This is a genomic window from Brevundimonas sp. GN22 (assembly GCF_054824005.1).
On sequence record NZ_JSYD01000043.1, the window covers coordinates 1 to 26,720 of the forward strand.

General features: G+C 61.5%; 29 protein-coding genes and 1 pseudogene. 23 read left to right on the forward strand and 7 right to left on the reverse strand.

Annotated elements, in window-relative coordinates; all coding sequences use genetic code 11:
• Both OB03_RS06645 and lgt read right to left on the reverse strand, forming a co-directional pair.
• Nucleotides 1–191 (reverse strand): annotated as a pseudogene (locus OB03_RS06645) (class I SAM-dependent methyltransferase); the annotation flags it as partial.
• Nucleotides 192–276: 85 nt separating this feature from the next.
• A complete protein-coding gene (gene lgt, locus OB03_RS06650) occupies nt 277–1,146 on the reverse strand; it encodes a prolipoprotein diacylglyceryl transferase (protein WP_461343608.1) in 870 nt (289 codons plus the stop codon).
• A 257-nt stretch (nt 1,147–1,403) separates the two neighbouring features.
• Between lgt and OB03_RS06655 the strand changes: the two genes are divergently transcribed.
• The 3 genes from OB03_RS06655 to OB03_RS06665 all read left to right on the forward strand — a co-directional run bounded on the left by OB03_RS06655 (nt 1,404) and on the right by OB03_RS06665 (nt 3,037).
• Nucleotides 1,404–1,646 carry an accessory factor UbiK family protein gene (locus OB03_RS06655; protein ID WP_242913864.1) on the forward strand — a complete coding sequence of 81 codons (243 nt, stop codon included), beginning with the start codon at nt 1,404–1,406 and terminating at the stop codon, nt 1,644–1,646.
• A 91-nt stretch (nt 1,647–1,737) separates the two neighbouring features.
• On the forward strand, nt 1,738–2,241 hold the full coding sequence (locus tag OB03_RS06660; RefSeq protein WP_242913865.1) for a type III secretion system chaperone family protein: 504 nt from the start codon (nt 1,738–1,740) through the stop codon (nt 2,239–2,241).
• Nucleotide 2,242: 1 nt separating this feature from the next.
• Complete coding sequence (locus OB03_RS06665) at nt 2,243–3,037, forward strand: pyrroline-5-carboxylate reductase family protein (RefSeq protein WP_461343609.1); 795 nt, start codon at nt 2,243–2,245, stop codon at nt 3,035–3,037.
• Here the strand turns inward: OB03_RS06665 and OB03_RS06670 are convergent.
• From OB03_RS06670 to OB03_RS06680, 3 genes are all read right to left on the reverse strand, one after another.
• On the reverse strand, nt 3,027–3,524 hold the full coding sequence (locus OB03_RS06670) for a hypothetical protein (RefSeq protein ID WP_461343610.1): 498 nt from the start codon (nt 3,522–3,524) through the stop codon (nt 3,027–3,029). The two genes, OB03_RS06665 and OB03_RS06670, sit on opposite strands and share 11 nt — an antisense overlap.
• A gap of 82 nt (nt 3,525–3,606) precedes the next feature.
• Nucleotides 3,607–4,959, reverse strand: coding sequence for an ATP-binding protein (locus OB03_RS06675; protein WP_461343611.1), 1,353 nt, complete (start codon nt 4,957–4,959; stop codon nt 3,607–3,609).
• Between the two features lie 19 nt (nt 4,960–4,978).
• The gene (locus OB03_RS06680) at nt 4,979–5,716 is read right to left on the reverse strand and encodes a response regulator (RefSeq protein ID WP_242913869.1); all 738 of its coding nucleotides are present in this window, start codon (nt 5,714–5,716) and stop codon (nt 4,979–4,981) included.
• Between the two features lie 96 nt (nt 5,717–5,812).
• Between OB03_RS06680 and OB03_RS06685 the strand changes: the two genes are divergently transcribed.
• The 19 genes from OB03_RS06685 (at nt 5,813) to OB03_RS06775 (ending at nt 24,186) form a co-directional block, all read left to right on the forward strand.
• Entirely contained in the window at nt 5,813–6,691 is an 879-nt protein-coding gene (locus OB03_RS06685; protein ID WP_242913870.1) for a branched-chain amino acid aminotransferase, read from the forward strand.
• Nucleotides 6,692–6,883: 192 nt separating this feature from the next.
• Nucleotides 6,884–8,158: a NupC/NupG family nucleoside CNT transporter gene (locus tag OB03_RS06690; RefSeq protein WP_461343612.1), complete on the forward strand. Its 1,275-nt coding sequence runs from the start codon at nt 6,884–6,886 to the stop codon at nt 8,156–8,158.
• 33 nt (nt 8,159–8,191) lie between these two features.
• A complete protein-coding gene (locus tag OB03_RS06695; RefSeq protein ID WP_242913872.1) occupies nt 8,192–8,809 on the forward strand; it encodes a glutathione S-transferase family protein in 618 nt (205 codons plus the stop codon).
• Nucleotides 8,810–8,909: 100 nt separating this feature from the next.
• Nucleotides 8,910–9,221 carry a DUF3253 domain-containing protein gene (locus tag OB03_RS06700; RefSeq protein WP_461343613.1) on the forward strand — a complete coding sequence of 104 codons (312 nt, stop codon included), beginning with the start codon at nt 8,910–8,912 and terminating at the stop codon, nt 9,219–9,221.
• Nucleotides 9,205–9,846: a uracil-DNA glycosylase family protein gene (locus OB03_RS06705; protein WP_461343614.1), complete on the forward strand. Its 642-nt coding sequence runs from the start codon at nt 9,205–9,207 to the stop codon at nt 9,844–9,846. The genes OB03_RS06700 and OB03_RS06705 overlap by 17 nt, the downstream gene beginning before the upstream one ends.
• Nucleotides 9,843–10,853, forward strand: coding sequence for an alpha/beta fold hydrolase (locus OB03_RS06710; protein ID WP_461343615.1), 1,011 nt, complete (start codon nt 9,843–9,845; stop codon nt 10,851–10,853). Before OB03_RS06705 ends, OB03_RS06710 begins: the two co-directional genes overlap by 4 nt.
• Before the next feature lie 105 nt (nt 10,854–10,958).
• The gene (locus OB03_RS06715; RefSeq protein WP_461343616.1) at nt 10,959–12,047 is read left to right on the forward strand and encodes a Glu/Leu/Phe/Val family dehydrogenase; all 1,089 of its coding nucleotides are present in this window, start codon (nt 10,959–10,961) and stop codon (nt 12,045–12,047) included.
• 175 nt (nt 12,048–12,222) lie between these two features.
• Nucleotides 12,223–13,869: a flagellar basal-body MS-ring/collar protein FliF gene (gene fliF / locus OB03_RS06720; protein WP_461343617.1), complete on the forward strand. Its 1,647-nt coding sequence runs from the start codon at nt 12,223–12,225 to the stop codon at nt 13,867–13,869.
• On the forward strand, nt 13,869–14,906 hold the full coding sequence (gene fliG, locus OB03_RS06725; protein WP_248286912.1) for a flagellar motor switch protein FliG: 1,038 nt from the start codon (nt 13,869–13,871) through the stop codon (nt 14,904–14,906). Before fliF ends, fliG begins: the two co-directional genes overlap by 1 nt.
• Complete coding sequence (locus OB03_RS06730) at nt 14,906–15,565, forward strand: FliH/SctL family protein (RefSeq protein ID WP_242913878.1); 660 nt, start codon at nt 14,906–14,908, stop codon at nt 15,563–15,565. Before fliG ends, OB03_RS06730 begins: the two co-directional genes overlap by 1 nt.
• The gene (fliN, locus tag OB03_RS06735; protein ID WP_242913879.1) at nt 15,565–15,897 is read left to right on the forward strand and encodes a flagellar motor switch protein FliN; all 333 of its coding nucleotides are present in this window, start codon (nt 15,565–15,567) and stop codon (nt 15,895–15,897) included. Before OB03_RS06730 ends, fliN begins: the two co-directional genes overlap by 1 nt.
• A 35-nt stretch (nt 15,898–15,932) precedes the next feature.
• Nucleotides 15,933–17,342, forward strand: coding sequence for a sigma-54-dependent transcriptional regulator FlbD (gene flbD / locus OB03_RS06740; RefSeq protein ID WP_461343618.1), 1,410 nt, complete (start codon nt 15,933–15,935; stop codon nt 17,340–17,342).
• A gap of 4 nt (nt 17,343–17,346) precedes the next feature.
• Complete coding sequence (bla, locus tag OB03_RS06745; protein WP_461343619.1) at nt 17,347–18,219, forward strand: class A beta-lactamase; 873 nt, start codon at nt 17,347–17,349, stop codon at nt 18,217–18,219.
• A 59-nt stretch (nt 18,220–18,278) separates the two neighbouring features.
• Nucleotides 18,279–20,378: a flagellar biosynthesis protein FlhA gene (flhA, locus tag OB03_RS06750; RefSeq protein WP_242913881.1), complete on the forward strand. Its 2,100-nt coding sequence runs from the start codon at nt 18,279–18,281 to the stop codon at nt 20,376–20,378.
• A 50-nt stretch (nt 20,379–20,428) separates the two neighbouring features.
• Nucleotides 20,429–21,949 (forward strand): sensor histidine kinase, encoded by a 1,521-nt coding sequence (locus tag OB03_RS06755; RefSeq protein WP_242913882.1) that lies wholly within the window; start codon nt 20,429–20,431, stop codon nt 21,947–21,949.
• An 8-nt stretch (nt 21,950–21,957) separates the two neighbouring features.
• Nucleotides 21,958–22,389 (forward strand): response regulator, encoded by a 432-nt coding sequence (locus tag OB03_RS06760; RefSeq protein ID WP_461343620.1) that lies wholly within the window; start codon nt 21,958–21,960, stop codon nt 22,387–22,389.
• Nucleotides 22,386–23,444: a sensor histidine kinase gene (locus OB03_RS06765; protein ID WP_242913884.1), complete on the forward strand. Its 1,059-nt coding sequence runs from the start codon at nt 22,386–22,388 to the stop codon at nt 23,442–23,444. Before OB03_RS06760 ends, OB03_RS06765 begins: the two co-directional genes overlap by 4 nt.
• A gap of 10 nt (nt 23,445–23,454) precedes the next feature.
• A complete protein-coding gene (locus tag OB03_RS06770) occupies nt 23,455–23,910 on the forward strand; it encodes an NUDIX domain-containing protein (protein ID WP_461343621.1) in 456 nt (151 codons plus the stop codon).
• 99 nt (nt 23,911–24,009) lie between these two features.
• On the forward strand, nt 24,010–24,186 hold the full coding sequence (locus OB03_RS06775) for a CsbD family protein (RefSeq protein WP_242913886.1): 177 nt from the start codon (nt 24,010–24,012) through the stop codon (nt 24,184–24,186).
• A 51-nt stretch (nt 24,187–24,237) separates the two neighbouring features.
• Here OB03_RS06775 and OB03_RS06780 read toward each other — a convergent pair whose 3' ends face one another.
• Complete coding sequence (locus OB03_RS06780; protein ID WP_461343622.1) at nt 24,238–25,416, reverse strand: vWA domain-containing protein; 1,179 nt, start codon at nt 25,414–25,416, stop codon at nt 24,238–24,240.
• A gap of 40 nt (nt 25,417–25,456) precedes the next feature.
• Entirely contained in the window at nt 25,457–25,984 is a 528-nt protein-coding gene (locus tag OB03_RS06785) for a GNAT family N-acetyltransferase (protein WP_242913888.1), read from the reverse strand.
• Nucleotides 25,985–26,104: 120 nt separating this feature from the next.
• Here OB03_RS06785 and OB03_RS06790 point away from each other — a divergent pair, with 120 nt between their 5' ends.
• Complete coding sequence (locus OB03_RS06790) at nt 26,105–26,701, forward strand: histidine phosphatase family protein (protein WP_242913889.1); 597 nt, start codon at nt 26,105–26,107, stop codon at nt 26,699–26,701.
• Nucleotides 26,702–26,720: the final 19 nt, after the last annotated feature.

Genomic DNA, 26,720 nt, shown 5'->3' on the forward strand with positions numbered 1-26,720 from the left:
AGACGCACCTTCTCCGGTGCGCCCAGACGCTGCCATGCCTCGACCGCCCAAAGTCCGATGAGTTCGCCAAACATCTGGCTGACCATCGGAGCGGTGATGAAGTCACCACGCTCACCCAGAGCAGGACGCGTCGCGTAATATCCGTCCTTGGGGTCGTGCAGGCAGCGGGTGACATAGTCCGCAACCGTCATCGGTCCGGTCAGGATGATTTCGCGGATAAGGCGGTCTTTAAGGCTCTGTGTTGCGCCGTCGGAGGGGGAGGAGACGGTCACGTGATCAGTCCTGTAGGGCGGGGCGCTTCAGGGCGCGGGCGATCAGGATCAAGCCGACGATAATCATCGGCGTAGACAGCATCATCCCCATCGTCAGGCCAAAAGGCAGGTTCGACAGGTGGGCGTCGGGCTGACGCACATTCTCCAGCGCCGCGCGAGAGACGCCGTAACCGGCGAGGAAGATGCCCATCACGAGACCCGGACGCTTGAACGCCTTCCACTTCCAGATGGCCAGAGACATGATGATGAACAGCGCCAGACCTTCCAGACCCGCTTCATAAAGCTGGCTGGGGTGGCGCGGCGCATTGCCTGCGGGGCACTGGCCATAGATGTCCAGAATCTTCTGGTTGCAGAAGCGGATAGCCCAAGGAACGGTCGTCTCTCTGCCCCACAGTTCACCATTGATGAAGTTGGCGATCCGGCCAAAGAACAGGCCGATAGGAGCAACAGGTGCGATCACGTCCCCAAGGCTGAGCGCGGGGATTTTCTTGACGACGGCGAAAAGGGTCGCGGCGATCACCACGCCGAGGAAGCCGCCGTGGAAGCTCATGCCGCCGGTCCACATCTGGAGCAGTTCCAGACGCTCGCCCCACGTATTACCGGTGAAAATCTGGGCGTACAGAGCCGGATTGTAGAACAGCGCATAGCCGAGACGGCCGCCCAGAATAACGCCCAGCACCAGATAGAATACCAGATCGTCCAGTTGCGGTCCGGTGATCGGCGGCTTGCCGCCCGCCCAAAGGCGCGGGGTCTTCACCAAACGCGCCGCATACATCCAGCCCAGAACGATGCCGGCGATATAGGCCAGCGCATACCAGCGGATCGGCAAGGGGCCGAGGTGGATCAGGACCGGATCAAACTCTGGGAAGGGCAAAGGGGAGGCTCCTGCGCGATCAGTTCGCCAAGGATATAGCAAGTTGGGAGAGTCCCGTCGCCCCGCGATGATGTCTAGCGGGCAGACGGCATGAACCTGCCCGAATGCGTTCGAATCCCGTGACTTGGCGAATAATCACGTCGGAAAACTTCGAAATTTGGCAATACGCTTGAACAAACCGGCGAAGCACCTGATTGAAAGGTTTCGTTCACCAATTCGGGTGAGCTTTTGTTAACCGGACCGGATGGGAGGCTCTCATGCAGACCCGCAATCCAATTCTCGATGAAATCGCCAAGATGACCACTGGCGCTATGGGCTTGGCCCAGGCTGCAGGTGAAGAAGCCAAAACCGCGTGGCGGGCTCAGGCCGATCGTCTGGTGGCCGAACTGGATCTGGTCCGTCGCGACGAGTTCGACGTGCTGAAGGCGGAAATCGCCGCCCTGCGTGCCGAGATTGCGGCACTCAAGGGCGACAACAACAAGCCCTCCACAGAATCGTAAGATTCGGTCGGTTGAGCCGAATCTCCGAACACGCCTACCGTCCTTGTGGCGGTGCAGTTGAGTCGCCCCAGTTTGAGAAGTTGAAGCCCTGATGGACGCCGCTAGACCCGACGAGGTCGAACTGCCTTTTGATCCGCTGGACGTGGTCGAACACGTTCTTGTTGCGGAGAACCTGCCGTTCGACCGTACGGATGATGGTGACCTGGCCTTTGCCCTCGCGGGCAGCTGGAAAGACTACGAACTGTGGTTTGCGTGGCGCCCCGAAGGGGACTGCCTGCAACTGTGCCTCGCTCTGGACCTTCGCGTCAGCAAGAGCCGCCGCACCGCAGCCTATGAGCTGGCTTCGATGATCAACCAGCGCACCTGGCTGGGCCATTTCGAGATCTGGCCGGACGAGGGCGAGATCGTCTTCCGCCACGCACTTGCCCTGCCGCACGGCGAGCGCCCGACCCTGGCACAGGCCGCATCCATGATCGATGCAGCCGTCGAGGCTGCGGACCGTTATTACCCAGCGTTCGATTTTATGAGCCGCGGCTCGAAGAAGCCGCAGGAAGCCATCGACGCCTGTCTGTTTGAAACCGTAGGTAACGCCTAAAATGTCTAATGCAGTTGTTCTTCAAGGGGTTGGTCGTCTGGGGTCAGCCATTCTTGAAGGGTGGCTGCTGACAGGCGCGGTTGATCCCAAAGACCTGATCATCCTGACCCCCAGCGAAAAGCCTGTTGCCGAAAAGGCGAGGGCGCTGGGTGCACAGATTAATCCGGCGTTGGATGCACTGGCCCACGCCAAGGCCTTCGTGATCGGTGTGAAGCCCGCAAAATGGGTCGAAGCGGCCCAACCCATCCTTCAACATTTGAACCCCGAAGCCGTGATCGTATCGGTTATGGCGGGCGTTCCCGAAGTCACTATTTCGGCGGGCTTTGGCGGTCGCCGCGTGGTGCGCGTCATGCCGACGACGGGCGTGGCGCAAGGCAAGGGCGTGGCCAGCCTGTGCTCGTCCGATCAGGCGGCTATGAATATCGGCCTGTCGCTGTTTGAGCCGATTGCCGAGACGGCTGTCCTGACCAGCGAAGACCTGATGCATGCTGCGACGGCTGTGTCGGGCTGTGGTCCGGCCTATTATTTTGCCTTTACCCGCGCGTTGGCTCAGGCCGGCGTCGCGGAAGGTCTGCCGGAAGATGTCGCTGTCAAACTGGCTCGTGCGACCTTGCGTTCGGCTGCTGCGGGCGTTGTGGGTGACGAGAGCCTCGATGCCCTGATCGACCGCGTGGCCTCGCCGGGCGGTGTCACGCAGGCTGGTCTGGTGGTGCTAAACGAAAACGGCGCCCTCGACCGTCCGGTCAAAGGCGCCGTTAAAGCGGCTGTCGATAAATCGACCGAGCTTAGCGCGTAACGAAGCGACCGTTCGCCAGATTGGTGGCGAAGCGCAGATAGGCGCGATTGGCATCGGCCCACGTTGCAGAACCCAGCGAGTCATAGATCGTCGGGGAATAGTAGTCGTATTTGACGTCGTGCTTCACGCCATCGGCCGTGGTGACCGTGCCTTCGAACGCTGCACCGCCAACCGACAGGCTGCGGATCGGGTCCAGACCGGGACGATCCACCATCTGTTGCATGGTCGGGCGGTTCGGCTTGAGGTCGGTGATGACCAGATCAAGCGTCGCGCCTTGAAGTGCGCCACGGCGTTCCAGCGTGCGGTTAAGTTCACGGGTCAGATCGGCGATCTGATCGTCCACTTCACGCTCGCCCAGTTTCTCGACCTGATGAGCGAACTTTGGCGAGATGGTGATGTTGATCGCTTCCGGCTGAGCCAGAGCGGTTCCAGATGTTGCGACCGTCAAAGCAGCGGCGACGACGGCCATTTTCGCGAATGAGCGCATGTTGAACACTCCTATTTCCAGGCCCCCCTGGAACTCCACGAACATGGTTGTTTCCGTGTGTAAAATCTAGGGGGTAGCTCAACTATTCCTTGGGGGCGGGCAGGCGGATTGAAGCCTTCAAGCCGCCAAGCTCACTGCGGCCCAGAACGATATCGCCGCCATGGCCGCGGGCGACATCGCGCGCGATAGCCATGCCCAGCCCGACGCCCTTCCGGTTCTGGCTGCGCGACGGATCGAGGCGAGAGAAGGGGCGGAAGGCTTCGTCGTGCATGTCTTCGGGAATGCCGGGGCCATCATCTTCGACCACAAACTCCACGCCGCCCGAAGCGAGGGCACGCGCGGACAGGCGCACATGCTCACCATGGCTGGCTGCATTGCCGGTCAGGTTGCTAAGAGCGCGCCGGAAGGCGAGGGGGCGCAAAGGAACGGACAGTCCTTCTGGCGCATCGACCTCGACTTCGGCACCGATGCCGCGTGCGTCGGCCGCAGCACGTTCCAGTGCCTCGCGCACATTGACCGGTTGGGCTGCTTCGCCAGCCTCGCCGCGTGCAAAGGCGAGGTATTCGTCGATCATATGCTCCATCTCGTCCAGATCGCCACGCATGGCGTCGGCACGCTTGAATGGAGGGGCCAGAGCCAGTTCGAGCCTCAGACGAGTCAGTGGCGTGCGAAGGTCGTGGCTGACGGATGCCAGCATAGCGGTGCGCTGGTCGATGTGCCGCTGTATGCGCGAGCGCATTTCCAGAAACGCGCTGGCGGCGGCGCGGACTTCACGTGCACCGTGCGGTTTGAAGCGGGGGACGGACTCGCCGCGCCCGAACGCCTCTGCGGCAGCCGCGAGGCGTTCGATGGTCCGGACCTGATTGCGGATGAAGATCACCGCCACAGCCAAGAGAAGGCCCGTCGCCCCCATTAGCCACAGGACGAAGATGTGGGCCTGTGTGGCAACGGCACGCTCGCGCGGGGCGATGATGCGCAACACGCCGCCCTCTTCCTGAACGCGGATGTCGACATAGGCCGGATAGCGGGTCGTATCGAACCAGAACGGCTCCCTCACGCGCATCTGCAAGGCGGCTTCCAGCGTCCGGTCAACGACCCCTATCGCACCGCGGCGCTCTTCTTCAGGAAGTTTGGCGTCTTCCTGAAAGGCGATCGACAACTGCATGTTGCGTTCGGCGCGATCAATAATGACCGCCAGATTTTCCGGCGAAGGATCGTCGCGATAGCTCTCTGCCGCCCAAGCGATGTCGCCCGCCAAACTTTCCGACAGGCGCGAGGTCACGGTCTGCCAATGTGCATCGAAGAAGGCGAAGGTCACCGCACCTTGCATGATCAGCACGGGAATGATGATGATCAGCAGCGACCGGCCCCACAGGGAGGTCGGAAGTCGGCGCTTGATCCACCGTGTCCAGACGTTGAACGGCATCAGCCGCATGACAGTTACGCTCCGCCGATCAGTCGGGAGCCAGCATATAGCCTATACCGCGCACGGTTTGCAGGTAGCGCGGGTTCTTGGGATCGACTTCAAGTTTGCGGCGCAGGCGTGTGACCTGAACATCGACGGCCCGACCGGTGATGTCGGCGGTGTCGGGCGACAGGGCCATACGTTCTACCGGCGCATGGGCGCTGATGGCCAAAGTCTTGAGCAGTTGGGCTTCGGCCTCGGTCAGGCGCTGAGGCTGGCCGTTCACGGTCAGCTCCAGCCGCTCCATATTGAAGACGGCGGGGCCCATCTTGATTTCCTTGGCCGTAAGAGGCTTGCCCCCGGTGCGGCGCAGGATGGCTTCGATGCGCAGCGACAGCTCGCGCGGATCAAACGGCTTGGACATATAGTCGTCGGCACCGCGTGACAGGCCCTCGATGCGGTCGTTCGGGTCGCCCTTGGCCGTCAGCAGAAGCACAGGCGTCTTTGACAGAGCCGCTTGCGAGCGGATCCAAGTGGTCAGGTCGAAACCGCTTTCGCCTGGCATCATCACGTCCAGCACGATCAGGTCGAACTCAATCAACTCCACCAGACGGCGGGCCGCGCCGGCGTGAGCCGCACCGGTAACGCGGTAGCCTTCGCGCGCCAGAAATTCTTTGAGCAGTTCGCGGATACGATCATCGTCATCGACAATGAGAAGATGGCGACCGCTGCCAGCGGAGGCGACAGGGCCGGAACGGCTGCTGCTGCGGGGATCGTGAAGGCTCAACGGGGCGCTCCGGTAGAAATCTCGTGGTTATCGGCGTTGACGTAGGGCACCGATAGGGGTCTAAAACGGCCGCAGGTGCAGGGAGATGTATTGCAAATGGCCATAGTTCCTTTCGATGATCGCGACGGTTGGATTTGGTTCGACGGGGAATTCGTTCCCTGGCGCGAAGCAAAAACGCACGTTTTGACCCATGGCCTCCATTACGGCTCGTCAGTTTTCGAAGGCGAGCGCATGTACAATGGCGAGATTTTCAAGCTCACTGAACACAGTGAACGCCTGAAGCGCTCGGCCGAATTGCTCGACTTCGAGATTCCCTACAGCGTGGCCGAGATTGATCAGGCCTGCAAGGACACCTGTGCCCGTAACGGTCTGACAGACTGCTATATTCGCCCAGTGGCGTATCTGGGTGCCGACAAGCTTTCGGTCTCGTCGATCGGCAACAAGGTCCATCTGGCCATCGCCGTCTGGGACTGGCCGTCCTACTTCGACCCTGAAGTGAAGAAGAAGGGCATTCGTCTGGAGTGGGCCAAATGGCGCCGTCCGGATCCGGCAACGGCTCCGTCGACCGCCAAGGCTGCGGGCCTGTACATGATCTGCACCATGTCCAAGAACGCCGCCGAGCAGCGCGGCTATGCCGACGCACTTATGCTGGACTGGCGCGGTTATGTCGCCGAGGCGACCGGTGCCAACGTCTTCTTCGTCAAGGATGGCGTGATCCACACGCCGGACGTGTCAAACATCCTGAACGGCATCACCCGTCAGACTGTGATCGATCTGGCCAAGGCCAAGGGCATCGAGGTTGTGGTCCGCAACATCCTGCCGGAAGAGCTGGCCGACTTCAGCGAATGCTTCCTGACGGGCTCTGCGGCGGAAGTGACGCCAGTGGGTCTGGTCGGCGAATACACCTTCACGCCGGGTGAAATCAGCCTGGGCCTAATGGAAGACTACGGCAAGCTGGTGCGCGGCGAACTGTAATCGCCGAACATTAGGCGATACCGCATTTAAAGGGGCAGGGCGTCATAGACGCTCTGCCCTTTGCGATTCAGACCAAAGAAGCAGCAGTTTTCGGTCGATTAGGGTGGTGCGACCTATTGCCTTACGGGCGAGCCTGTCGTTCAAGCGGAGTTTGGATCAGGCCGGACTGTCCGGCGTAGATGTGCCGGGCCAATGTTCAACCTACTCAACCTCCAGAGCCTTCTGGGTCTTGCCGTTATCGTCGGCGGCTGCTGGGCGATTTCCGAAAACCGAAAACGCTTTCCATGGCGTCTGGCGATCGGTGCCATCCTGCTGCAGGCCGCGCTGATCCTTGCCACCTTCGCTATCCCCGGATCGCAGGTGGTGCTGGATGCCATCAACAACTCGGTGAAGGGTCTGGAACAGGCCACGGCCAAGGGCACACAGTTCGTGTTCGGCTATCTGGCAGGTGGCGACCAGCCTTATGTCGTTGAAAATCAGGGTGCGCTGTTCACCTTCGCCTTCAACGTCCTGCCGCTGGTGATCGTGATCTCGGCGCTGTCGGCGCTGCTGTGGCATTGGCGCATCCTCAAGTGGCTCACGCTCGGCTTCGGCTTTGTGTTCCAGCGCACCATGGGCCTTGGCGGTGCATCGGCGCTGGCAGTGGCGGCAAACATCTTCCTGGGCATGGTAGAGACACCGCTGGTTATCCGCGCCTATCTGGACAAGCTGTCGCGTTCTGAAATCTTCCTGATGATGGTGGTGGGCCTCGGCACTGTCGCGGGCTCGACCATGGTGGCCTATGCGACCATTCTGGCTCCGGTCCTGAAGAACGCCGCCGGTCACGTGCTGGTCGCCTCTATCGTTTCGGCTCCGGCCGCAGTGCTGCTGGCGCGTATCATCATTCCGGAAAAGCCGGGCGAGGGCGGCGAGAAGGCCGACTACAACTCGGCCCTGAAATACGACAGTGCCATCGACGCCATCGTTAAAGGCACGGCTGACGGCCTGATGGTCGTGCTGAACATTTCGGCGGTTCTGATTACCTTCGTCGCATTCGTCGCGCTGGTGAACGTGATCCTGGGCAACTTCTGGCTGGGCGGGGAAGCTCTTTCGGTCGAGCGCATTCTGGGTGTCCTGTTCGCCCCGATCGCATGGCTGACCGGGGTCGAGTGGGCCGAGGCGTCCAAGGCCGGCTGGCTGCTGGGCGTCAAACTGACCCTGACCGAGTTCGTGGCCTTCATTGAACTGGGCAAGATCGCCCCTGAAGCGATGAGCGAGCGTACCCGCATGCTGATGACCTATGCGCTGTGCGGCTTTGCCAACATCGGCTCGGTCGGCATCACTGTGACCGGTTTATCCGTGCTCCTGCCGGAGCGTCGTCCAGAGGTTCTGGGTCTGGTCTGGAAGGCACTGCTGGGCGGCTTCCTTGCCACCCTGATGACCGCCTGTATCGTCGGTGCCTTGCCGTCGGCACTGTTTGGAGCTTAACCTTCGTTTCTAAAAGAAACGGAGGGAAGGCGAGTGAAGCTCTATACGACACGTATGGCTCCGAACCCGCGCCGCGTGGCGTGGGTTCTGGCCGAGAAGAACATCGACGATATCGAGATCGTCGAGGTCAATCTTCTGGCCGGAGAGCACAGGCAGCCCGCCTATCGCGACAAGTTCGGCTTCGGTCATTTGCCGGGGCTCGAACTGGATGATGGCACCTGTTTCACCGAAACGGTTGCCATCGCTCGCTATCTCGAAACCGTCTATCCCGAGCCGAACCTCTTGGGCACCGATGCCAAGGAAGCGGCGATCATCGAGATGTGGACCCGTCGGGCCGAGCTTTATCTGGCCAATCCGATGATGATGTTTGTGCGCATGACCCATCCGGCGCTTTCCGCGCTGGAAGCACCGGTCCCCGAAGTGGGGGCCTATAACAAGGCCAGTGCCGAGCGGTTCATGAAGTCGCTGGATCGCCATCTTGCCGATAACGAATACCTGTCGGGCCGTTTCTCGCTGGCGGATATTGTCGCCGCCTGCGGCATCGATTTTGGCCGTCTGGTCAAATACCGTCCGCCCGAGGAATACCAGAACCTCAATCGCTGGTTGGCCGCGTGCAATGCGCGACCTGCGGCATCGGCAGGGCTGAAATAGCGAAAAGGGCGGTCTGCGGGCCGCCTTTTTCATATTTGGGACCGTCACCGATCAACGTCGGGCCTTACTTCCGGCGCGGACCTGACGCATAAGGGCGGCTATGAGCGACCCCATCGAATCCGCAATCCTCGACCGCCTGAACCAACTGGGTGAAGGCAAGAGCGTCGAGCCGGCTGAAATTGCCAAGATCCTGCAGCCCGAGCAATGGCAGCGCATGCTGCCGAAAGTCCGCGCCACGGCGCTGGGCCTGATGCGTCAGGGCAAGCTGACCATCACCAAAAAGGGCAAGCCGGTTGATCCGGACGCCTTCCGTGGCGTGACCCGCCTGCGTCTGCCGACGGCAGACGAAACGGCGCTGGCCGTGTCCAAATTGCCGCCCAAGCCTGAAGTCGAGGATGAAGACGACTTCTGATCTGGACCAGCTTCTGGGAGAGATCCGCGCCTGTCGGGCGTGTGCGCCATACCTGCCGCATACGCCCCGTCCGGTCATTTGGGTCTTTCCCGAAACCAAGCTGCTGATCTGTGGTCAGGCACCGGGCCGCCGCGTTCACGAGAGCGGACGTCCCTTTACAGACCCCTCCGGCGATCGCCTGCGCCAATGGATGGGGGTTGATTACGACACCTTCTATGCCGATCACCGCATCGGCGTGGCGGCACAGGCCTTTTGTTTCCCCGGCACCAATCCAAAGGGCGGCGACTATCCGCCCCCGCCGCGCTGCGCGGCCCTGTGGCGTGAGCGGTTGTTCGAGACCTTGCCGCAGATGGATTTGATCCTCTTGGTGGGCTCGTATTCGATCGACTGGTTCCTTGGAGATCGTGCCAAATCCAACATGACCGAGACTGTGCGGGCGTGGCGCGAATACGGGCCACAACTATTGCCGCTGCCCCATCCTTCATGGCGCAATACGGCATGGCTTAAGCGCAATGCGTGGTTCGAGGAGGATGTGGTGCCGCATCTACGCCAGCGCGTGAGTGATATTCTAAGCCCGCCGCTTTCTGTTCGCTCGGACCTGCCACAAGGAACGATGACCCTATGAGTGCCATGCGCGCCCTTTTGTTCTCGATGGCCCTGGCGGGGTTGGCCGCCTGCGCGCCGGTGGTTCAGCAGGCCGTGCCAGCCCCCGCTGGATTCGCCGGTCCCCGCATTGGGGAGCGGCCACTGGGCATAGGCGAGTTCGTGGTTCAGGACGGGGCAAGTCTGCCGTTCTTGCGCTGGAAGACGCAGGGGCCACCCAAGGCGGTCGTCATTGCCTTGCACGGGTTCAATGACCATGCTGCATCGTTCCGGTTGGCCGGACCGTGGTGGGCAGAGCAGGGCATAGAGGTCTGGGCCTATGACCAGCGGGGCTTTGGCGGCGCTCCGAACAAGGGCGTGTGGACCGACCCGGAACTCAGCCGCGAAGATCTGCGCACTGTGGTCGCTCTGGTGCGCGCCCGATATCCTGATACGCCCATCGCCGTTGCGGGCGAGAGTATGGGCGGCGCGATAGGCATCACGGCCTTTGCATCGGCTAGACCCCCGCAAGCTGACCGCCTGATCCTGTTGGCTCCCGCCGTGTGGGGCTGGTCCAGCCAGAACCCGTTCAACCGTATCGGTCTGTGGACGGCCGCCCATATTGCGCCTTCGCGTCTGGTCGAGCCGCCGTCATTCGCCACGCGACGCATTCGAGCCACCGATAATGTGGTCGAGCTTTTGCGTAACGGGCGCGATCCCCGCTTCCTTCTGTCGTCGCGTTTTGACGCCTTGTACGGATTGGTCGATCTAATGGAGGAGGCCAGCGTCAATCTGGCTCATGTGCGGGTGCCGACCCTCTTGGCCTATGGAGCTTCCGACCAGATCGTCAACAAAGGGGCGACGCGGCTGGCGCTGGACAGGGCGCGGAGCAACCCGAACCTGACGACAGCCTATTATCCGAATGGCTGGCATTTGCTGAACCGCGATATGGATGCCCAGACGGTCTATGCCGATGTCGAGGCCTGGCTGGAGGGTAAATCCCTGCCTTCAGGGGCACTTCCGGTGCGTTCTGCCATCGAACGACCCTGATCCTGATCTTTACCTTGGGGAATACGTCGCTCTGCGACTTGCGGTCGTTCGACCTTGAGCGTATGCGCGAAGAATAAAAATACCCCCAGGAAAGGCCAGTACGGCATGACCCTTTTTGATTCTCCCAGTTTCGCGCAGCACGAAGGCGTACACTCGTTCTATGACGAGAAAACCGGGCTGAAAGCTATCGTCGCAGTCCACTCGACCGCTCGCGGTCCGGCTGTTGGCGGTACCCGCATGTGGAACTACGCCACCGCCGCCGAAGCTCTGGAAGACGTGCTGCGCCTGTCGAAGGGCATGAGCTACAAGAACGCCATCGCCGATCTGGAGATGGGCGGCGGCAAGTCCGTCATCATCGGTGACAGCCGCACGCAGAAATCCCCTGAACTGTTCAAGGCCTTTGGCCGCTTCCTGAACGGTCTGGGTGGCAACTACTTCGCGGCTGAAGACGTCGGCACCTCGGTCGAGGACATCGCCGAAGCCCGCAAGGTCACGCCGTACGTTCTGGGCCTGAAGGACGGTCCGGAAGCATCGGGAGACCCGAGCCCGGTGACTGCCGAGGGCGTGTTCCGCTCCAACCTTGTCGTGGCTCGCCGCCTGTTCGGTAAGTCGGACATGACGGGCCTGACGGTTGCCGTTCAGGGTGTCGGCCACGTCGGTGCTTACCTGTGCGAGAAGCTGCATGCTGCCGGTGCAAGGCTGATCATCACCGACGTCAACCAGGACAACCTGAAGGCTGTCGCTGAAAAGACCGGTGCCACCGTGGTCTCGCCGGACGAGATTTACTCGGTAGAGGCTGACATCTATGCGCCGTGCGCATTGGGTGCGACGCTGAACCCGACGACCATCGATCAGCTTAAGGTCAAGGCCATCTGCGGTGCCGCCAACAACCAACTGGCCACGCCAGACATCGGTGACGAACTGCACCGTCGCGGCGTCCTGTATTCGCCGGACTATGTCGTCAACGGCGGCGGCATCATCAACGTGGCCGCAGAAATGAATGCGCGCCAGAACGGCACGGCATTCGATCCGGCATGGGTTGAGACCAAGCTGGCTCGCCTGATCGAAACGTTCGAGGAAATCCTCGTGCGCGCCGAGGCCGAGCAAAAGCCGACCTACCAGATCGCCGACGCTATCGCCGAAGAGCGTATCAAGGCTGCGGCCGAGCAAAAGGCCGCCGCACTGGCTGGCTAAGACGTTACGGCAGCAATGCATTGAAAGGGCGGCTTTCGGGTCGCCCTTTTTTGATTCCTCGAACGCCGTTTACGCAAAGCTTCTTAACCCATCTTAACGTGGCGTTTACCAAACACGCGGCACTTTCTGCCTAGCGGAGCAGTAAAGCTTCGAATGTGTCTGATGGGCGGGGCGCGTGGGCGGCTTTACGGCGGCAATACAAAAGTTCGGGATCGGTCGTCTGGCCGCCGTGCTGGGCGTTTCCGCCGGTGTGGCTGCGGTGCTGGTCGCCATTATGCTGCGTGTGGGCCAGTCGCCCGACGCGCTGCTCTATTCCAATCTCGACCTGCGTGAAGCGGCGGAAATCAGCGCGGCGCTGGACACGGCCGGCATCAAATACTCCGCCAAAGGGGATGGCTCGACCATCTTCGTCAGCCGTGATGACGTGGGCGCGGCCCGCCTGATGCTGGCAGGGCAGGGGCTGGTGACGTCCGGTTCGGTTGGCTACGAAATCTTCGACAACCAGTCGGTACTGGGCCAGACCGAGTTCCAGCAAAACCTGAACGAGCAACGCGCGCTCCAGGGCGAGCTGTCGCGCACCATCATGTCGATGCGCGGCATCAACTCCGCACGCGTCCACATCACCATGCCGCGCCGTGAACTGTTCCAGTCCGCGGCTATTGATCCGACCGCAGCGGTGGTTGTGGGTCTGTCGGGCCGCGACCTGACGCCGGACCAAATCCGCGCCATCCGCAATGTCGTGGCCTCCTCGGTGCCGAACCTGAAGCCCGACAAAGTTACCGTCACCGATCAGGCCAACCGCACGTTGGCGGCTGGGTCGGAAGACCAAGGCTTCACTTCGGCCACGGCAGAGCAAGCCAAGGCCACGACCGAAGCCCAGATGCAGGCCCGCATCAAGGACATCGTTGAAGGTGTCGTCGGCGCAGGCGCTGCCCGTGTGCAAGTCACCGCCGACATCGACCACACCCGCGCGACCATTCAGGAACAGAAGTTCGATCCGGATGGCCAAGTCGTTCGTTCGTCCTCGACCAACGGTTCGCAATCACGCGACACCACCGGCGTCCCCCTGGGCGGTGTGACGGCAACCAACAACATCCCGGGTGGCGAAGATCCGGCGCAGGCCGACAATGCGTCGACCACGGCCGAGAACACCGAAACCACCAACTACGAAATCTCCAACACCACCACCACAACCGTGCGCGAGCCGGGCGAGGTAAAGCGCCTGTCGGTGTCGGTGGCTGTTGACGGCAAATATACCCCCGCTGCGGACGGCAAAGGTGCGCCCGCCTATGCCCCTCGCACCGCCGAGGAAGTCGAGCAGATTAAGGCACTGGTCGCGGCTGCTGTCGGCATCGACGCCGAGCGCGGCGATAAGATCGAAGTCATCAATGTCCGCTTCAACCGCGACGCCGAAGGTGTTGGTAATGGCGCGGGTGGCGAGGCCGAGGGCCTGATGTCGAAGCTGGCTTTCGACAAGAACGACATCATGCGCGGCATCGAACTGGCGGTGCTGGCGATTACCGCCCTGTTGCTGATCTTCTTCGTCCTGCGTCCCTTGCTCAAGAGCGCCTCTGACAAGCCGTCCAAGGCCTTGGCCGTGGCGGGTGTGACGCCGGTGGAAGAACAACTTGTTGGCGGTACTCTGCCAGCCGGTGAAGGAGCAGCACTGCTCGCTGCGCCGAGCGAAGTCGAGCAGCGCATCGACATCGCCCGCATCGAAGGCCAGGTGAAAGCCTCGTCGATCAAGAAGGTGGCGGACTTCGTCGAAGCCCACCCAGAGGAATCCACCGCGATCCTTCGCGCGTGGATGAATGAAGCCTGATGGCCGCCCGTCTGATCGCAAAAGCGCCGTCCATAGAGGATGCCCGTAAGCTGACGGGACCTGAAAAGGCGGCGGTCGTCCTGCTGTCCCTTGGCGAAGAACACACTGCGCTGTGGGAGCGTCTGGAAGACGACGAGATCAAGGAAGTGTCCCAGGCCATGGCTGGCCTAGGCACCGTCACCGCTGCGGTGGTCGAGGAAATCCTTGTCGAGTTCGTCTCGGGTCTGGGCGGTAACGGAGCCCTGATGGGTTCCTACGAGCAGACCCAGCGTCTGCTGGCGTCCTTTATGCCTGCCGACCGCGTGGATGCCCTCATGGAGGAAATCCGCGGTCCTGCCGGTCGCACCATGTGGGACAAGCTGGGCAATGTGAACGAGGCGGTTCTGGCGAACTACCTCAAGAACGAATACCCGCAGACCGTTGCTGTGGTCCTGTCCAAGGTGAAACCGGAACACGCCTCGCGCGTGCTGACGGCCCTGCCGGAAGACTTCGCTCTCGAGTGCGTCCAGCGCATGCTTCGTATGGAGCCGGTACAGCGCGACATTCTCGACAAGATCGAGCAGACGCTGCGCACCGAGTTCATGTCAAACCTCGCCCGCACGTCCAAGCGCGACAGCCACGAACTGATGGCCGAAATCTTCAACAGCTTCGACCGCCAGACCGAGGCGCGCTTCATCGGTGCGCTGGAAGAGCGCAACCGCGATGCTGCCGAGCGTATCCGCTCGCTGATGTTCGTGTTCGAGGACCTTTCCAAGCTGGATCCCGGTGGTGTGCAGACCCTGTTGCGCGCCGTCGAGAAGGACCAGCTGGGTATGGCCCTGAAGGGGGCCTCCGACGCCCTGCGCGAAATGTTCTTCTCCAACATGTCCGAACGCGCATCCAAGATCATGCGCGAGGACATGGAGTCGATGGGCCCTGTGCGCCTCAAGGACGTCGACGCCGCGCAGATGGCAATGGTGCAGGTCGCCAAGGATCTGGCCGCGCGCGGGGAGATCATGTTGGCCGGTCAAGGCGGCGATGACGAGTTGATCTACTGATGAACACCATCCCCACCAACGCCCGCCCATTTATCTTCGACACCGAGTTCGATGCCGACGGTCGCGTGGTGCAGCCGTCCCACTGGACGCCGCCCAAGCGCAGCTATCTGCCCGCAGAGGTCGAGGCTATGGTCGCTCAGGCTCGTCTGGAAGGCCGCCAACAGGCCCTGACCGAAGTCGAAGCCTTGCGGGCCAATGCCCTGTCCGCTGTAGCCCAGACGGTAGTGGAAGCCGCGGGACACATTGGCGCGATTGTCGACGATCACCGTCGTCAGTCGGCTGAACTGAGCCTGACCTGCGCACGCGCTCTGGCGTCTTCGGCTATGGAGCTTTATCCGCGCCGCCCGCTCGAAGCCGCCATCGAACAACTGGCCGAGGAGATCGACGCGTCGCCGCGATTGGTCATCCGCGCTCGCGACCTCGATGCCGAGGGGCGTCACCAGATCGAGCAACTGTGCCAGCAGGCCGGCTTCTCGGGCCTGGTGGTGTTCCGCGATGACGCGCCCCGTGCCGCAGCCTTCTCGCTAGAATGGACCGATGGTCGCGCAGGCTTTGATCCGGCCGAGGTCGAAGAGCGTCTGCGCCAACGTATTGCCGCTGTCCTGTCGGGCGGCGAACCAGCCCAATCCCCCACCTTCTCTGACGGGAGTGCCTTCTGATGGCTACCGATGATCTGCCTCTGGAAGAGTTCGGTGCTTCCACCGCCATGGCCTTGCCGGACGACGTCGGCGAAAAGACCGCCGTTGATCTGGCCACTGTGTTCGACGTGCCGGTCAACATCTCGGCTGTGCTGGGCAAGGCGAACATGTCTGTCTCGCAACTGCTGAAACTGAACAAGGGGTCGGTGCTGGAGCTGGACCGCAAGGTCGGCGAGGCCATCGATATCTTCGTGAACAACCGTCTGGTCGCACGCGGCGAGGTGGTTCTGGTCGAGGACCGCCTCGGCGTGACCATGACCGAAATCATCAAGACGGACGACAAGGGCGCCTGATCAGCGACCGAATGAAGGATTAGAGGAGCCCGATGATGCGTCTACTGGTAGTGGGCCGCCTGAGCGGTCAGCTGGCAACGGCAGTGAAGATGGCCATGGCCCACGGGGCCAAGGTCAACCACGTCGAGCGCGCCGATCAGGCGACCGAGCAACTGCGTCGCGGGCAGGGTGCCGACCTGCTGATGGTCGATTACCGCATCGACATTGCCTCGCTGATCGCCGCCAACGAAGCCGAGCGCATCCACGTTCCGGTCGTCGCCTGTGGCGTGGACGCCGACGCGCGGGAGGCCGCAGACGCCATCCGTGCGGGCGCGAAAGAGTTCATCCCTCTGCCGCCCGATGCCGAACTGATCGCAGCGGTGCTGTCGGCGGTGGCCGACGATGCCAAGCCGATGATCCTTGCCGATCCGGCGATGAGGGCCGTTGTGCAACTGGCCGATCAGGTCGCAGGCTCCGAGGCCTCCATCCTGATCACCGGTGAGAGCGGCGTCGGTAAGGAGGTGATGGCCCGTCACCTGCACACCCGTTCGCGCCGCGCCGACAAGCCGTTCATCAGCGTCAACTGCGCCGCTATTCCGGATAACCTGCTGGAATCCGAGCTGTTCGGTCACGAGAAGGGCGCGTTCACCGGCGCTGTTGCGCGCCGCATAGGTAAGTTCGAGGAAGCCGACGGCGGCACCCTGCTGCTGGACGAAATCTCCGAAATGGATGTGCGACTGCAAGCCAAGCTGCTGCGCGCCATTCAGGAACGCGTCATTGACCGCGTAGGCGGCAGCAAGCCCGTGCCGGTCAATATCCGCATCATCGCCACGTCAAACCGCGATCTGGCCAAGTCGGTGGCCGAGGGCAGCTTCCGCGAAGACCTTCTGTACCGCCTGAACGTCGTCAATCTGCGTATCCCTTCGCTGCGTGAGCGTCCGGGCGACATTGCCGTTCTGGCCGAGCATTTCGTCAAGAAATACGCCGCTGCCAACGGGGTGCCGGTTAAGCCTATGGCTCCTGCGGCCATTCGCGCTGTCACGGCCCATCCGTGGCACGGTAACGTCCGCGAGCTGGAAAACGCCATGCACCGCGCGGTGCTGCTGTCGGTCGGACCTGAGATCGACGTCGATGCCATCCGTCTGCCGGACGGTCGCCCTCTGCTGGGTGGTGCGATGGCGGGTGCGCCTGCGGCTGCCGCCTATGATCCAGGCGTTGCCGGTCAGGCCGCTCAGGTCGCCGATGCGCTCAATCGCAGCTTCGTGGGCCAGACCGTTGCGGAGATGGAAAAGACCCTGATCCTCGACACCTTGAGCCACTGCCTTGGCAACCGCACCCATGCGGCCAACATTCTCGGCATCTCGATCCGCACCCTGCGGAACAAGTTGAACGAGTATGCCGAGCAGGGCACAACTATTCCGGCTCCGCAATCGGGCGTGGCCAATGCCTATGGATCGGCGGGATAGTGGCATGATGCACCGACGCACCATTCTCATCGGAGCCGGTGCGTTGCCGCTGGTCGGTTGCAAGCCTGCCGTAAGCCAGCAGGTGCCCATACCTCGCTTAGATTTTACCGAGCTTGAACAACGCTTTAAGGGCCGTTTGGGACTCGCTTACTGGGCTGGCGATACGACCAACGGATGGCGTTTCGACGAGCGGTTTGTCTATTGCTCGACCTTCAAGATGTACCTTGCCGCCGCCATGTTCGTGCGTGCCCAACAGGGTCTGGAAGACCTCGAACGTCAGGTTCCGATCACTCAGTCGGATATGATTTCGCACGCCCCGATCACCGGGAAAGCCGTGGGCGGTACCCTGTCCATTCGCGCCCTGATGAAGGGTACGGTCGAGGAAAGCGATAACCCTGCGGCCAACATCCTGTTGCGCGAGATGGGCGGACTGGACGCCATGCGCCAGTTCTATCGCGACATCGGTGATACCACCACGAAGGTGGACCGCTTCGAGCCCGAGATGAACCGTCTGGACGGCGACAAGGACACGATCCAACCGCTGCAGAGCATGTCCAACATCAAGCGATTGTTGATTTCCGATGACACGCCTCTGAATGCGGCGTCGAAGGCTGAACTGTTGAAATGGATGCGCGACACGCCCACCGGAAAGGACCGGATCAAGGCGGGTCTACCGGACGGATGGACGGTGGCGCACAAGACCGGAACGGGCGGTTATGGCCCCACGAACGACATCGGGGTGATCACCACCGCGACCGGCCATCCCGTGGTGATCGCGATCTATTTCCACGGTTCGCCCGAATCCACCCCCGAAGGACGCGAGCAGGCTATCGCCGAGGCCACACGCGCCGTTGTGATTGCGTCGGGCCCTGTCTGACCATGACCGAATCCTGTCATCAGTGGCGATAATGCAAAGCTGCGTCGTGAACATCCGCCATGGCTGATGCCCCATCCTTCATGAAGGACGGCATGGCTCGCCCCACAGGGCGGGACGCTTTAGGCTGGCTGTTGCGCGGCGAAGTGGGCATGGCAGCCGGTGTGATCGGCATCATCCTGCTGCTGATCCTGCCGGTTCCGGCCTTCATGCTGGACCTGTTGCTGGCCATCTCGCTGGTTTCCAGCGTGCTGATCCTGATGACCGCTGTGATGATGAAGCGGCCGCTGGACTTCGCCATCTTTCCGACGGTTCTGCTGGTCTCTACGCTTTATCGACTTGGCCTGAATATCGCGTCCACGCGACTGATCCTGTCCGGCGGCGACAGCGGTCACGCGGCTGCGGGTGCCATCATCGCGGCCTTCGGCGAACTGATGATGAGCGGCAGCTTCGTCATCGGTCTGATTATCTTTGCCATCCTGCTGGTGGTGAACTTCGTGGTCATCACGAAGGGTGCGACCCGTATCGCCGAAGTGTCGGCCCGCTTCACCCTGGACTCCATGCCGGGCAAGCAGATGGCCATCGACGCCGATCTCTCGGCTGGCATCATCAGCGAGGACCAGGCCAAGATTCGCCGTAAGGAACTGGAGCAGGAATCGACCTTCTTCGGTGCCATGGACGGTGCCTCGAAGTTCGTTCGCGGCGATGCTATCGCCGGCCTGATCATCACCTTCATTAACATCATCGGCGGTATGCTGATCGGTGTGATCCAGCACGGTATGCCGGCAGGTGATGCCGCCAATACCTATGTGCAACTCTCGGTCGGTGACGGTCTGGTCACACAGATTCCGGCGATCATCATCTCGGTCGCCGCGGGCTTCCTCGTCACCAAGGCGGGTGTTGAGGGTGCCGCTGACAAGGCACTGGTTGCGCAGATGGCGACCAACCCAGTTTCGCTGGGCGTGGTGTCGGGCACCTCCGGTCTGATCGCACTTATCCCGGGCATGCCTATCCTGCCGTTCGCGGCGCTGGCGCTAGGCGCGGGGTTTATGGCGTGGCGCCTGGGGCGTAACCGCCTTAAGCCGCCGCCTGTCGAAGTGGTGGAGACCACGCCCAAGTCGGACGTCGAAGAGCCTATCTCGACCGCTCTGACCATTGATGATGTGAAGATCGAACTGGGCTATTCGCTGCTGGCCCTGATCAACGACCTCGAAGGTCGTCGCCTAACCGATCAAATCCGCGCCCTGCGCCGCTCGCTGGCTCAGGAATACGGCTTCGTCATGCCCAGCGTGCGCATCTTGGACAATATGCGCCTGCCCAATCAGGGCTATGGCATCCGCATCAAGGAAATGGACGCCGGCAATGGCGAGGTGCGCCTTGGCATGCTGATGGCCATGGACCCGTCGGGGCGTCAGGTCGAACTGCCGGGCGAGCACACGCGTGAGCCCGCCTTTGGTCTGCCCGCAACGTGGATCGACGAGTCCCTACGCGAAGAGGCCACCTTCCGCGGCTATACGATTGTGGACCCGTCCACAGTGCTGACCACGCACCTGACGGAAATCCTCAAGGAGAACATGGCCGAGCTTCTGTCCTATACCGAGGTGCAGAAGTTGCTGAAGGAACTGCCGTCAGAGACGCAAAAGCTGGTCGAGGAACTCATCCCCTCGGTCGTGACAGTGACAACGCTCCAACGCGTTCTACAGACCTTGCTGCGCGAGCGTGTGTCGATCCGCGACCTTCCGGCGATCCTCGAGGGACTGGCCGAGGCCGCGCCGCACAGCACCAGCGTCACCACGCTGGTCGAGCACGTCCGCACCCGCCTTGCTCGTCAACTGTGCTGGCAGCATCGCGGCGAGGACGGTGCCCTGCCGATCATTACATTGTCGCCGGACTGGGAACAGGCGTTCGGTGATGCCTTGATCGGGCCAGGCGAAGACAAGCAATTGGCCATGGCCCCCAGCCAGCTTCAGGACTTTATCCGTGTGGTTCGTGAAGTGTTCGAACGCGCGGCTATGACCGGCGAAAATCCGGTGCTGTTGACGGGACCGCAAGTGCGCCCCTATGTGCGATCCATCATCGAGCGGTTCCGCGGCCAAACCGTGGTGATGAGCCAGAACGAAGTGCATCCCAAGGCCCGCTTGCGCACGGTGGGAACCGTCTAGCCTCCGTAACGAAGCTGGACAGGCGCGGATTCACGCGAAAAAGTGCGTTTATGAAATCTCGCCCCCGCCTCGAAATCGCTTCTCTAAATTTTATTCGTCAGTCCCAGCCGTTGTACAGGCGGCTCTTGCTGCTGCTGGGCGCGGCCTTTGTGCTGTTGTTGGTGACCAATATCGCCACCTTCTACATGCTGCGTCAGACAGCGGCTTATACGGCGATCGAGAACCACGGCCACCGCACCCAGATTGCGGGCTGGCAATTGGTCAGCCTGTTGACAGATGCCGAGACGGGACAGCGTGGCTTCATGCTGACGGCTAATCCCGCCTATCTGCAAGTCTATAACAATGCGCTCACCCAGATCCCCTCGGTCGTAGAGACGATGGATGAATTGATCGCCGACGACCCCGAGCTTTCGCCGCGTCTGGAGCGGGTCCGCAGCCTGTACGAAGCTCGGCGCACACTGATGATTGATACGGTCAATATGACCCGTCAGGGCCGGATTGGCGAAGCCGTTGGCGCGGTTCGCAGCGGTCACGGCAAGGCCCTGATGGACGCCATGCGACTGGAAGTCGCCGAGATCTCCAATGCCATTGACCGCAGGACGGAGGCGGCCACCAGCGCGGCGACCAGCTCGCGCCAGTACACCACGGCCTTCAGTGTGTTTGCGGGACTGCTCATTGTGGTTCTGGGGATCATCGGTGCGGGGCTTGTACGCCGCCAGATTGGCGACCTGCTCAAGGCCCAGCGGGAGCTGGACCGAGCGAACTCTGGCCTTGAGGCCGAGGTCCGCGAACGTACTTCGGAACTGGTACGGGCCAACGAGGAAATCCAGAGGTTCGCCTATATCGTCAGCCACGATCTGCGCGCGCCTCTCGTCAACGTCATGGGCTATACCTCGGAACTGGAGCGTATCTCCGGCAAGGTCGATGCCCTGATCGCCAAGCTGGAAGTCGAGCATCCAGACACTGTGTCCGAGGATACCGCGCTGGCAATCCGCGAAGACGCACCGGAGGCCATCGGCTTCATCCGCGCCTCGACCAGCAAGATGGATGGGCTGATCAAAGCCATCCTTCAGCTTTCGCGTGACGGTCGACGCGAGCTGACGCCGAATGAGCTGGATATGAACCAGCTTGTGAAGGGGTTGGTGGATGCTGTGGCCCACCCCCTGTCGGCGGGCGATGGCCGTGTGGAGGTCGGGGACTTGCCGAGCATCGTTAACGACCGCATGGCTATCGAGCAGATTTTCGGCAACCTGATCGACAACGCCATCAAATACCGGAAACCGGAACAATCTTTGCTGTTAGCGATTAAGGGTAAGGATTTGAGCGGGCAGGAGGTGGAATTCGAGGTCACAGACAACGGACGTGGTATTGCGCCCAAGGACCATGAACGCGTGTTCGAACTGTTCCGCCGTTCAGGACGTCAGGACCAGCCCGGCGAGGGACTGGGGCTTGCATTCGTACGCAACACTGTGCGCCGCCTCGGCGGCTCAATCACGGTGGAGTCGGACGTGGGCGAAGGCACGACATTCCGTATCCGTCTGCCCCGAACGTTCGCGCCCCGCGCACTGTAAGGATGGATATGAGTAACTCTGTAAAAATCGTGATGATCGAAGATGATCACGGGCATGCAAAGCTGATCGAAAAGAACATTCGTCGCGCCAATATCTCGAATGATATTCTTCACTTCGATAATGGTGAGGACGGGCTGAACTATCTGTTGAGTGATGACGCCAGCCACGACTCATCCATCCTGATCCTGCTGGACCTGAACCTGCCCGACATGTCGGGCGTGGATATCCTGACCAAGGTGAAGGGGGACGAGGTCCTGCGGCGCGCACCGGTCGTTATCCTGACCACCACGGATGACCGGACAGAGATACAACATTGCTATGACCTCGGCTGTAATGTCTACATTACCAAGCCGGTGGATTACGATGCTTTTGCCTCGGCCATTCGCCAGCTTGGTTTGTTCCTATCTGTCATTCAGGCCCCCACCATTAGTGCAGAGTGATTAACCTGTTCAGGCTGCTTTACATTGATGATGATCCCGCGCTTGGGCGACTGATCCAGAAGCAGTTCGAGCGCGAAGGGCACAAGGTGGATCTGGCCTCCGACGGCGACGTCGGATTAACCATGTTGGGCAGCGAAACCTACGACGTTTGCGCCTTGGACCATCACATGCCTGGCCGCGACGGTCTGGAAATTCTGCCCGAAATCCTGCTGCTCGAGAATGCGCCGCCGGTTGTTTATGTGACCGGGGCGCAGGATGGCCGGATTGCCGTTTCGGCCCTGCGTGCGGGTGCCGCAGACTATGTCATCAAGGAAGCGTCCGACGACTTTACGCACCTGCTGATCCGTGCCGTCGAGGACGCTTTGGAACGCCGGCGTCTCGAGCAGAAGTCGCAGGAATCCCAGATCGAAATCCTGCGCGAACGCGACAGGGCAGAGGCCCTGCTGCGCGAAGTGAACCACCGCGTCGGTAACTCGCTGCAACTTGTGACCAGCTTCATCCACCTCCAGCGCCGTCAGGTGACTGACGAGATCGCTCACGATGCGCTGTCCAAGGTGCAGGCACGTATCGAAGCCGTGGCCCAGGTCCACCGCCGCCTCTACACCTCGGGTGATGTGTCGGGTGTCGCTCTGGACGGGTATCTATGCGGCCTTGTCGAGGAGTTGGCCTCGTCCATGTCTTCGGACAAGGGCCCGAAACTGGCCCTGAAGGCGGACCCTGTCTGGGTCTCCACCGATCAGGCCGTAGCGCTCGGCGTTGTCGTGGCCGAACTGGTCACCAATGCGGTCAAATACGCCTATCCGGCAGGCAAGGGCGGCGAGATTCGCGTGCTCGCCAATCAACCGGATGCGGATACCGTCCTGCTGGCGGTCGAAGACGACGGTGCTGGCCTGTCGGGCGATGCGGCGCAGGGGACGGGATTGGGCAGCCAGATAATGGACGCCATGGCGACCGACCTGGGGACGAAGATAACCTATCAGTCCTTGAATCCCGGCACGCGGGCGCAACTTTTGTTTAAGGCCGCGCCTGTTCGCAAATCGCACGACGGCCTGTAGAAGCCGTTAGATGAAACTGCAGTTTGGCCATGCGCAGGCGGGTGTTGAGTACCGCCACCGCGCCGCCGTGTTCGGGATTGCCGAGCGCGACGGTCTTATCGCCTGCGTGCGCATTACGCGTGACAAGGGACCCTATTTCGATCTCCCTGGCGGCGCGGTCGAGGGTGAAGAGACCGAAGCCGAGGCTCTGACACGCGAGTTTCGCGAAGAGACAGGGCTAGATGTCACGCCCATAGATCGCCTGACCGAGGCCTCGCAATACTTTGTGCGCACGGACGGTGAGGCGCTGAATAATGTGAGCGCTTTCTGGACCATGCAGATCGCCGGATCGACCCCTGCAAACAAGCAGGAGGCAGATCATCAACTGGTCTGGCTTACGCCCGATAATGCGCTCGCGTCCGTCAGGCATGAAGCCCATGCGTGGGCAATTACCTGCTGGATGCGGTGGCGAGCGCGTCAGGTCTAGACAAGATCGGACTGCTTAATACCGGAACGGCTCGTCGGGTCATACGTTCTTTTACTGTAGGCAGCGCGTTCCGTGCTGTCCCGGAAATGGAGCTAACCCATGGCTGATAGAGATCGCATTGAAGGTGCTGCCAAGAATATCGGTGGCAAAGTCAAAGAGGGTATCGGCAACCTGACCGGCGATGAAAAGCTGAAAGCCGAGGGCAAGGCCGATCAGGTCGAAGGCAAGGTCCAGAACGCTGTCGGCGGGGCCAAAGACGCCCTTCGCGGCAAGTAATCGCCTAACCCGAGATTAGAAAAGGCCGCTCCGTAAGGGGCGGCCTTTATGCTATTTCGTCAGCGTGCGCATCGCCCCGTCCAACCCTTCGAGGGTCAGGGGATACATCTTCTCTTCCATCAACTCGCGCAGCAGAGCGACCGACTGGGTGTAGCGCCAGTGGCGCTCGGGGAGGGGATTGAGCCAGACCGACTTGGGCCACTGTTCGCGAGCGCGCTTCATCCACACCGCGCCAGCCTCCTCGTTGAAGTGCTCGACCGAGCCGCCGGGGATAGTGATCTCGTAGGGGCTCATGCTGGCGTCGCCGACGAAGATGGCGCGCCAGTCGCTATCGTATTTGTGGATCAGGTCCCAGGTCGGAATGCGCTCTGCGTGGCGACGGCGGTTGTCCTTCCACACACCTTCGTACAGGCAGTTGTGGAAGTAGTAGAACTCGAGGTTCTTGAACTCGGTCTTGGCGGCCGAGAACAGCTCCTCGCACATCTTGATGTGACCATCCATCGAGCCGCCGATGTCGAAGAAAATCAGCACCTTGACCGTGTTGCGGCGCTCGGGCCGCATCTGGATATCCAGCCAGCCCTGACGGGCGGTGCCATCGATGGTGCCGTCGATGTCCAGCTCATCCGGCGCGCCCGTGCGGGCAAAGCGACGCAGACGGCGCAGCGCCACCTTGATGTTGCGGGTGCCCAGTTCAACGCTGTCGTCGAGGTTCTTGTACTCGCGCTTTTCCCAGACCTTTACCGCACGGCCATGACGGCCCGGCCCGCCGATGCGGACGCCCTCGGGGTTATAGCCGCCGTGGCCGAACGGGCTGGTGCCGCCGGTGCCGATCCATTTATTGCCGCCCTCGTGGCGTTCCTTTTGCTCCTCGAGGCGCTGTTTCAGCGTCTCCATCAGCTTGTCCCAACCGCCCAGGGCCTCGATCTCGGCCTTTTGCTCGTCGGTCAGGTATTTCTCGTTGATGAGTTTCAGCCAGTCCTCGGGAATGTCGGTGGTCAGGTCCTCGCCCGCGCCCATCGTCTCCAGCCCCTTGAAGGCCTTGTCGAACGCCTGATCGAAGCGGTCGTAGTGTTTCTCGTCCTTGACCAGCACCGCCCGCGACAAGTGATAGAAGTCATCGACCTGCAGGCCCGACACGCCCTTGTCCATGGCCTCCATCAGATGGAGCCATTCCTTCATGGACACAGGAACCTTGTGGTCGCGAAGCGCGGTAAAGAAGGGCAGGAGCATCGGGCTAGATTACCGGATTATCTGACGTTGGCGAGCGCGATCAGGCGCGGCGCAGGATGAACTCCTGATCGATCCATTCCCCGACCGGATAGCCATAGCCGCCGACCTTCTCGAACCCATAGGCTGCATACAGTTTCTGAGCCTTCAGATTGCCGCTCCAGACGCCGATCCATAGGGCTCCGGTGGTGCGTTCTTCCATCCAGGCCAAGGCGCGTTTCAGCAGTTCAGTGCCGAGGCCCAAACCTTGCGCTTCCTTGCCGACATACAGGCGGCGCAACTCCATCTCGCCCGCCTTGGCGTCTTCGTGCGGCAGGTCGTTGGGACCGGCGTGGCACAGGGCGAGGATCTGGCCGTCGCGTTCGGCAATCCAAAAGACGCACTCGTCGTCGTGGATGCGCGGACGAAGCGCCTCGGGGCTAAAGCTCTTTTGGAAAAACGCCTCCAGATCGTCGGCAGGGTAGGGGATGCCGAAGCCGTCCACGAAGGTTTCCACGAAGGTGCGGCGGCTGAAGGCGGACAGGGCTTCGAGGTCGCGGTCTTCGGCGGGACGGATCAGGTATTCGCTCATGCCCGCATCCTTAGCGCCCCCGAAATCGGGACGCCATCCTGTGCTTTGTTCGACCATGCACGGGTTGCGAGTGTCGCAATCGCTGTCTAACCATCGAGGTTCAGTCGAACGGAGTTCACCGTGACCAAGGAGGGATCGCCTTCGCGATACGGCGACATCATATTGGCACGCCACGGCAAACCCGCTCTGTCGCGTAAATGCTGGCTGAGTGCCGAGGAATATCGCGACTGGTGGGCGAGGTACGATGCGGGAGGCCTGTCCGCCGGGCAGACGCCGCCGGACAGTCTCGTTCGAACGGCGGCAGTTGCAGGGACGCTCTATGCCTCGACGCTTCGCCGAGCACAGGAAACCGCGCGCGCCGTCGCGGGTGATCGCCAGTTTCTAACGGACAGCGTCTTTGTCGAAGCCCCGCTGCCTCCGCCGCATTTACCCGACTGGTTCAAACTGCCGCCGCGATTGTGGGGCGTGGTGGCCCGATTCTGGTGGCACGTCTTTGATCACCACGACGGTCAGGAAAGTCGCGCAGAGGCCGAACTTCGGGCGGCAAGGGCGGCACAAATCCTGATCCAACGGTCTTTTGACGGTCGCGATGTGCTGGTGCTCGCACACGGCTATTTTAACCACATGATCGGCCAGAAGCTGCAGGCCGAGGGATGGAAGCTGATCGAGAACCAAGGTTTCAAATACTGGTGCCAGCGGCGTTATCGCCGTTCCTGAGCGCATTTCCTGTTGGCAT

Coding starts and splice junctions, on each gene's coding strand:
- OB03_RS06675 (WP_461343611.1), bottom strand. CDS start 4,959: ATGCGGCTGATGCCGTTCAACGTCTGGACACGGTGGATCAAGCGCCGA.
- OB03_RS06700 (WP_461343613.1), top strand. CDS start 8,910: ATGAGCGACCCCATCGAATCCGCAATCCTCGACCGCCTGAACCAACTG.
- OB03_RS06710 (WP_461343615.1), top strand. CDS start 9,843: ATGAGTGCCATGCGCGCCCTTTTGTTCTCGATGGCCCTGGCGGGGTTG.
- OB03_RS06715 (WP_461343616.1), top strand. CDS start 10,959: ATGACCCTTTTTGATTCTCCCAGTTTCGCGCAGCACGAAGGCGTACAC.
- OB03_RS06755 (WP_242913882.1), top strand. CDS start 20,429: ATGAAATCTCGCCCCCGCCTCGAAATCGCTTCTCTAAATTTTATTCGT.
- OB03_RS06655 (WP_242913864.1), top strand. CDS start 1,404: ATGCAGACCCGCAATCCAATTCTCGATGAAATCGCCAAGATGACCACT.
- flbD (WP_461343618.1), top strand. CDS start 15,933: ATGCGTCTACTGGTAGTGGGCCGCCTGAGCGGTCAGCTGGCAACGGCA.
- OB03_RS06780 (WP_461343622.1), bottom strand. CDS start 25,416: ATGCTCCTGCCCTTCTTTACCGCGCTTCGCGACCACAAGGTTCCTGTG.
- fliN (WP_242913879.1), top strand. CDS start 15,565: ATGGCTACCGATGATCTGCCTCTGGAAGAGTTCGGTGCTTCCACCGCC.
- OB03_RS06670 (WP_461343610.1), bottom strand. CDS start 3,524: ATGCGCTCATTCGCGAAAATGGCCGTCGTCGCCGCTGCTTTGACGGTC.
- OB03_RS06775 (WP_242913886.1), top strand. CDS start 24,010: ATGGCTGATAGAGATCGCATTGAAGGTGCTGCCAAGAATATCGGTGGC.
- fliG (WP_248286912.1), top strand. CDS start 13,869: ATGGCCGCCCGTCTGATCGCAAAAGCGCCGTCCATAGAGGATGCCCGT.
- bla (WP_461343619.1), top strand. CDS start 17,347: ATGATGCACCGACGCACCATTCTCATCGGAGCCGGTGCGTTGCCGCTG.
- OB03_RS06730 (WP_242913878.1), top strand. CDS start 14,906: ATGAACACCATCCCCACCAACGCCCGCCCATTTATCTTCGACACCGAG.
- OB03_RS06660 (WP_242913865.1), top strand. CDS start 1,738: ATGGACGCCGCTAGACCCGACGAGGTCGAACTGCCTTTTGATCCGCTG.
- OB03_RS06685 (WP_242913870.1), top strand. CDS start 5,813: ATGGCCATAGTTCCTTTCGATGATCGCGACGGTTGGATTTGGTTCGAC.
- OB03_RS06665 (WP_461343609.1), top strand. CDS start 2,243: ATGTCTAATGCAGTTGTTCTTCAAGGGGTTGGTCGTCTGGGGTCAGCC.
- flhA (WP_242913881.1), top strand. CDS start 18,279: ATGGCTGATGCCCCATCCTTCATGAAGGACGGCATGGCTCGCCCCACA.
- OB03_RS06690 (WP_461343612.1), top strand. CDS start 6,884: ATGTTCAACCTACTCAACCTCCAGAGCCTTCTGGGTCTTGCCGTTATC.
- OB03_RS06785 (WP_242913888.1), bottom strand. CDS start 25,984: ATGAGCGAATACCTGATCCGTCCCGCCGAAGACCGCGACCTCGAAGCC.
- OB03_RS06705 (WP_461343614.1), top strand. CDS start 9,205: ATGAAGACGACTTCTGATCTGGACCAGCTTCTGGGAGAGATCCGCGCC.
- OB03_RS06770 (WP_461343621.1), top strand. CDS start 23,455: ATGAAACTGCAGTTTGGCCATGCGCAGGCGGGTGTTGAGTACCGCCAC.
- OB03_RS06760 (WP_461343620.1), top strand. CDS start 21,958: ATGAGTAACTCTGTAAAAATCGTGATGATCGAAGATGATCACGGGCAT.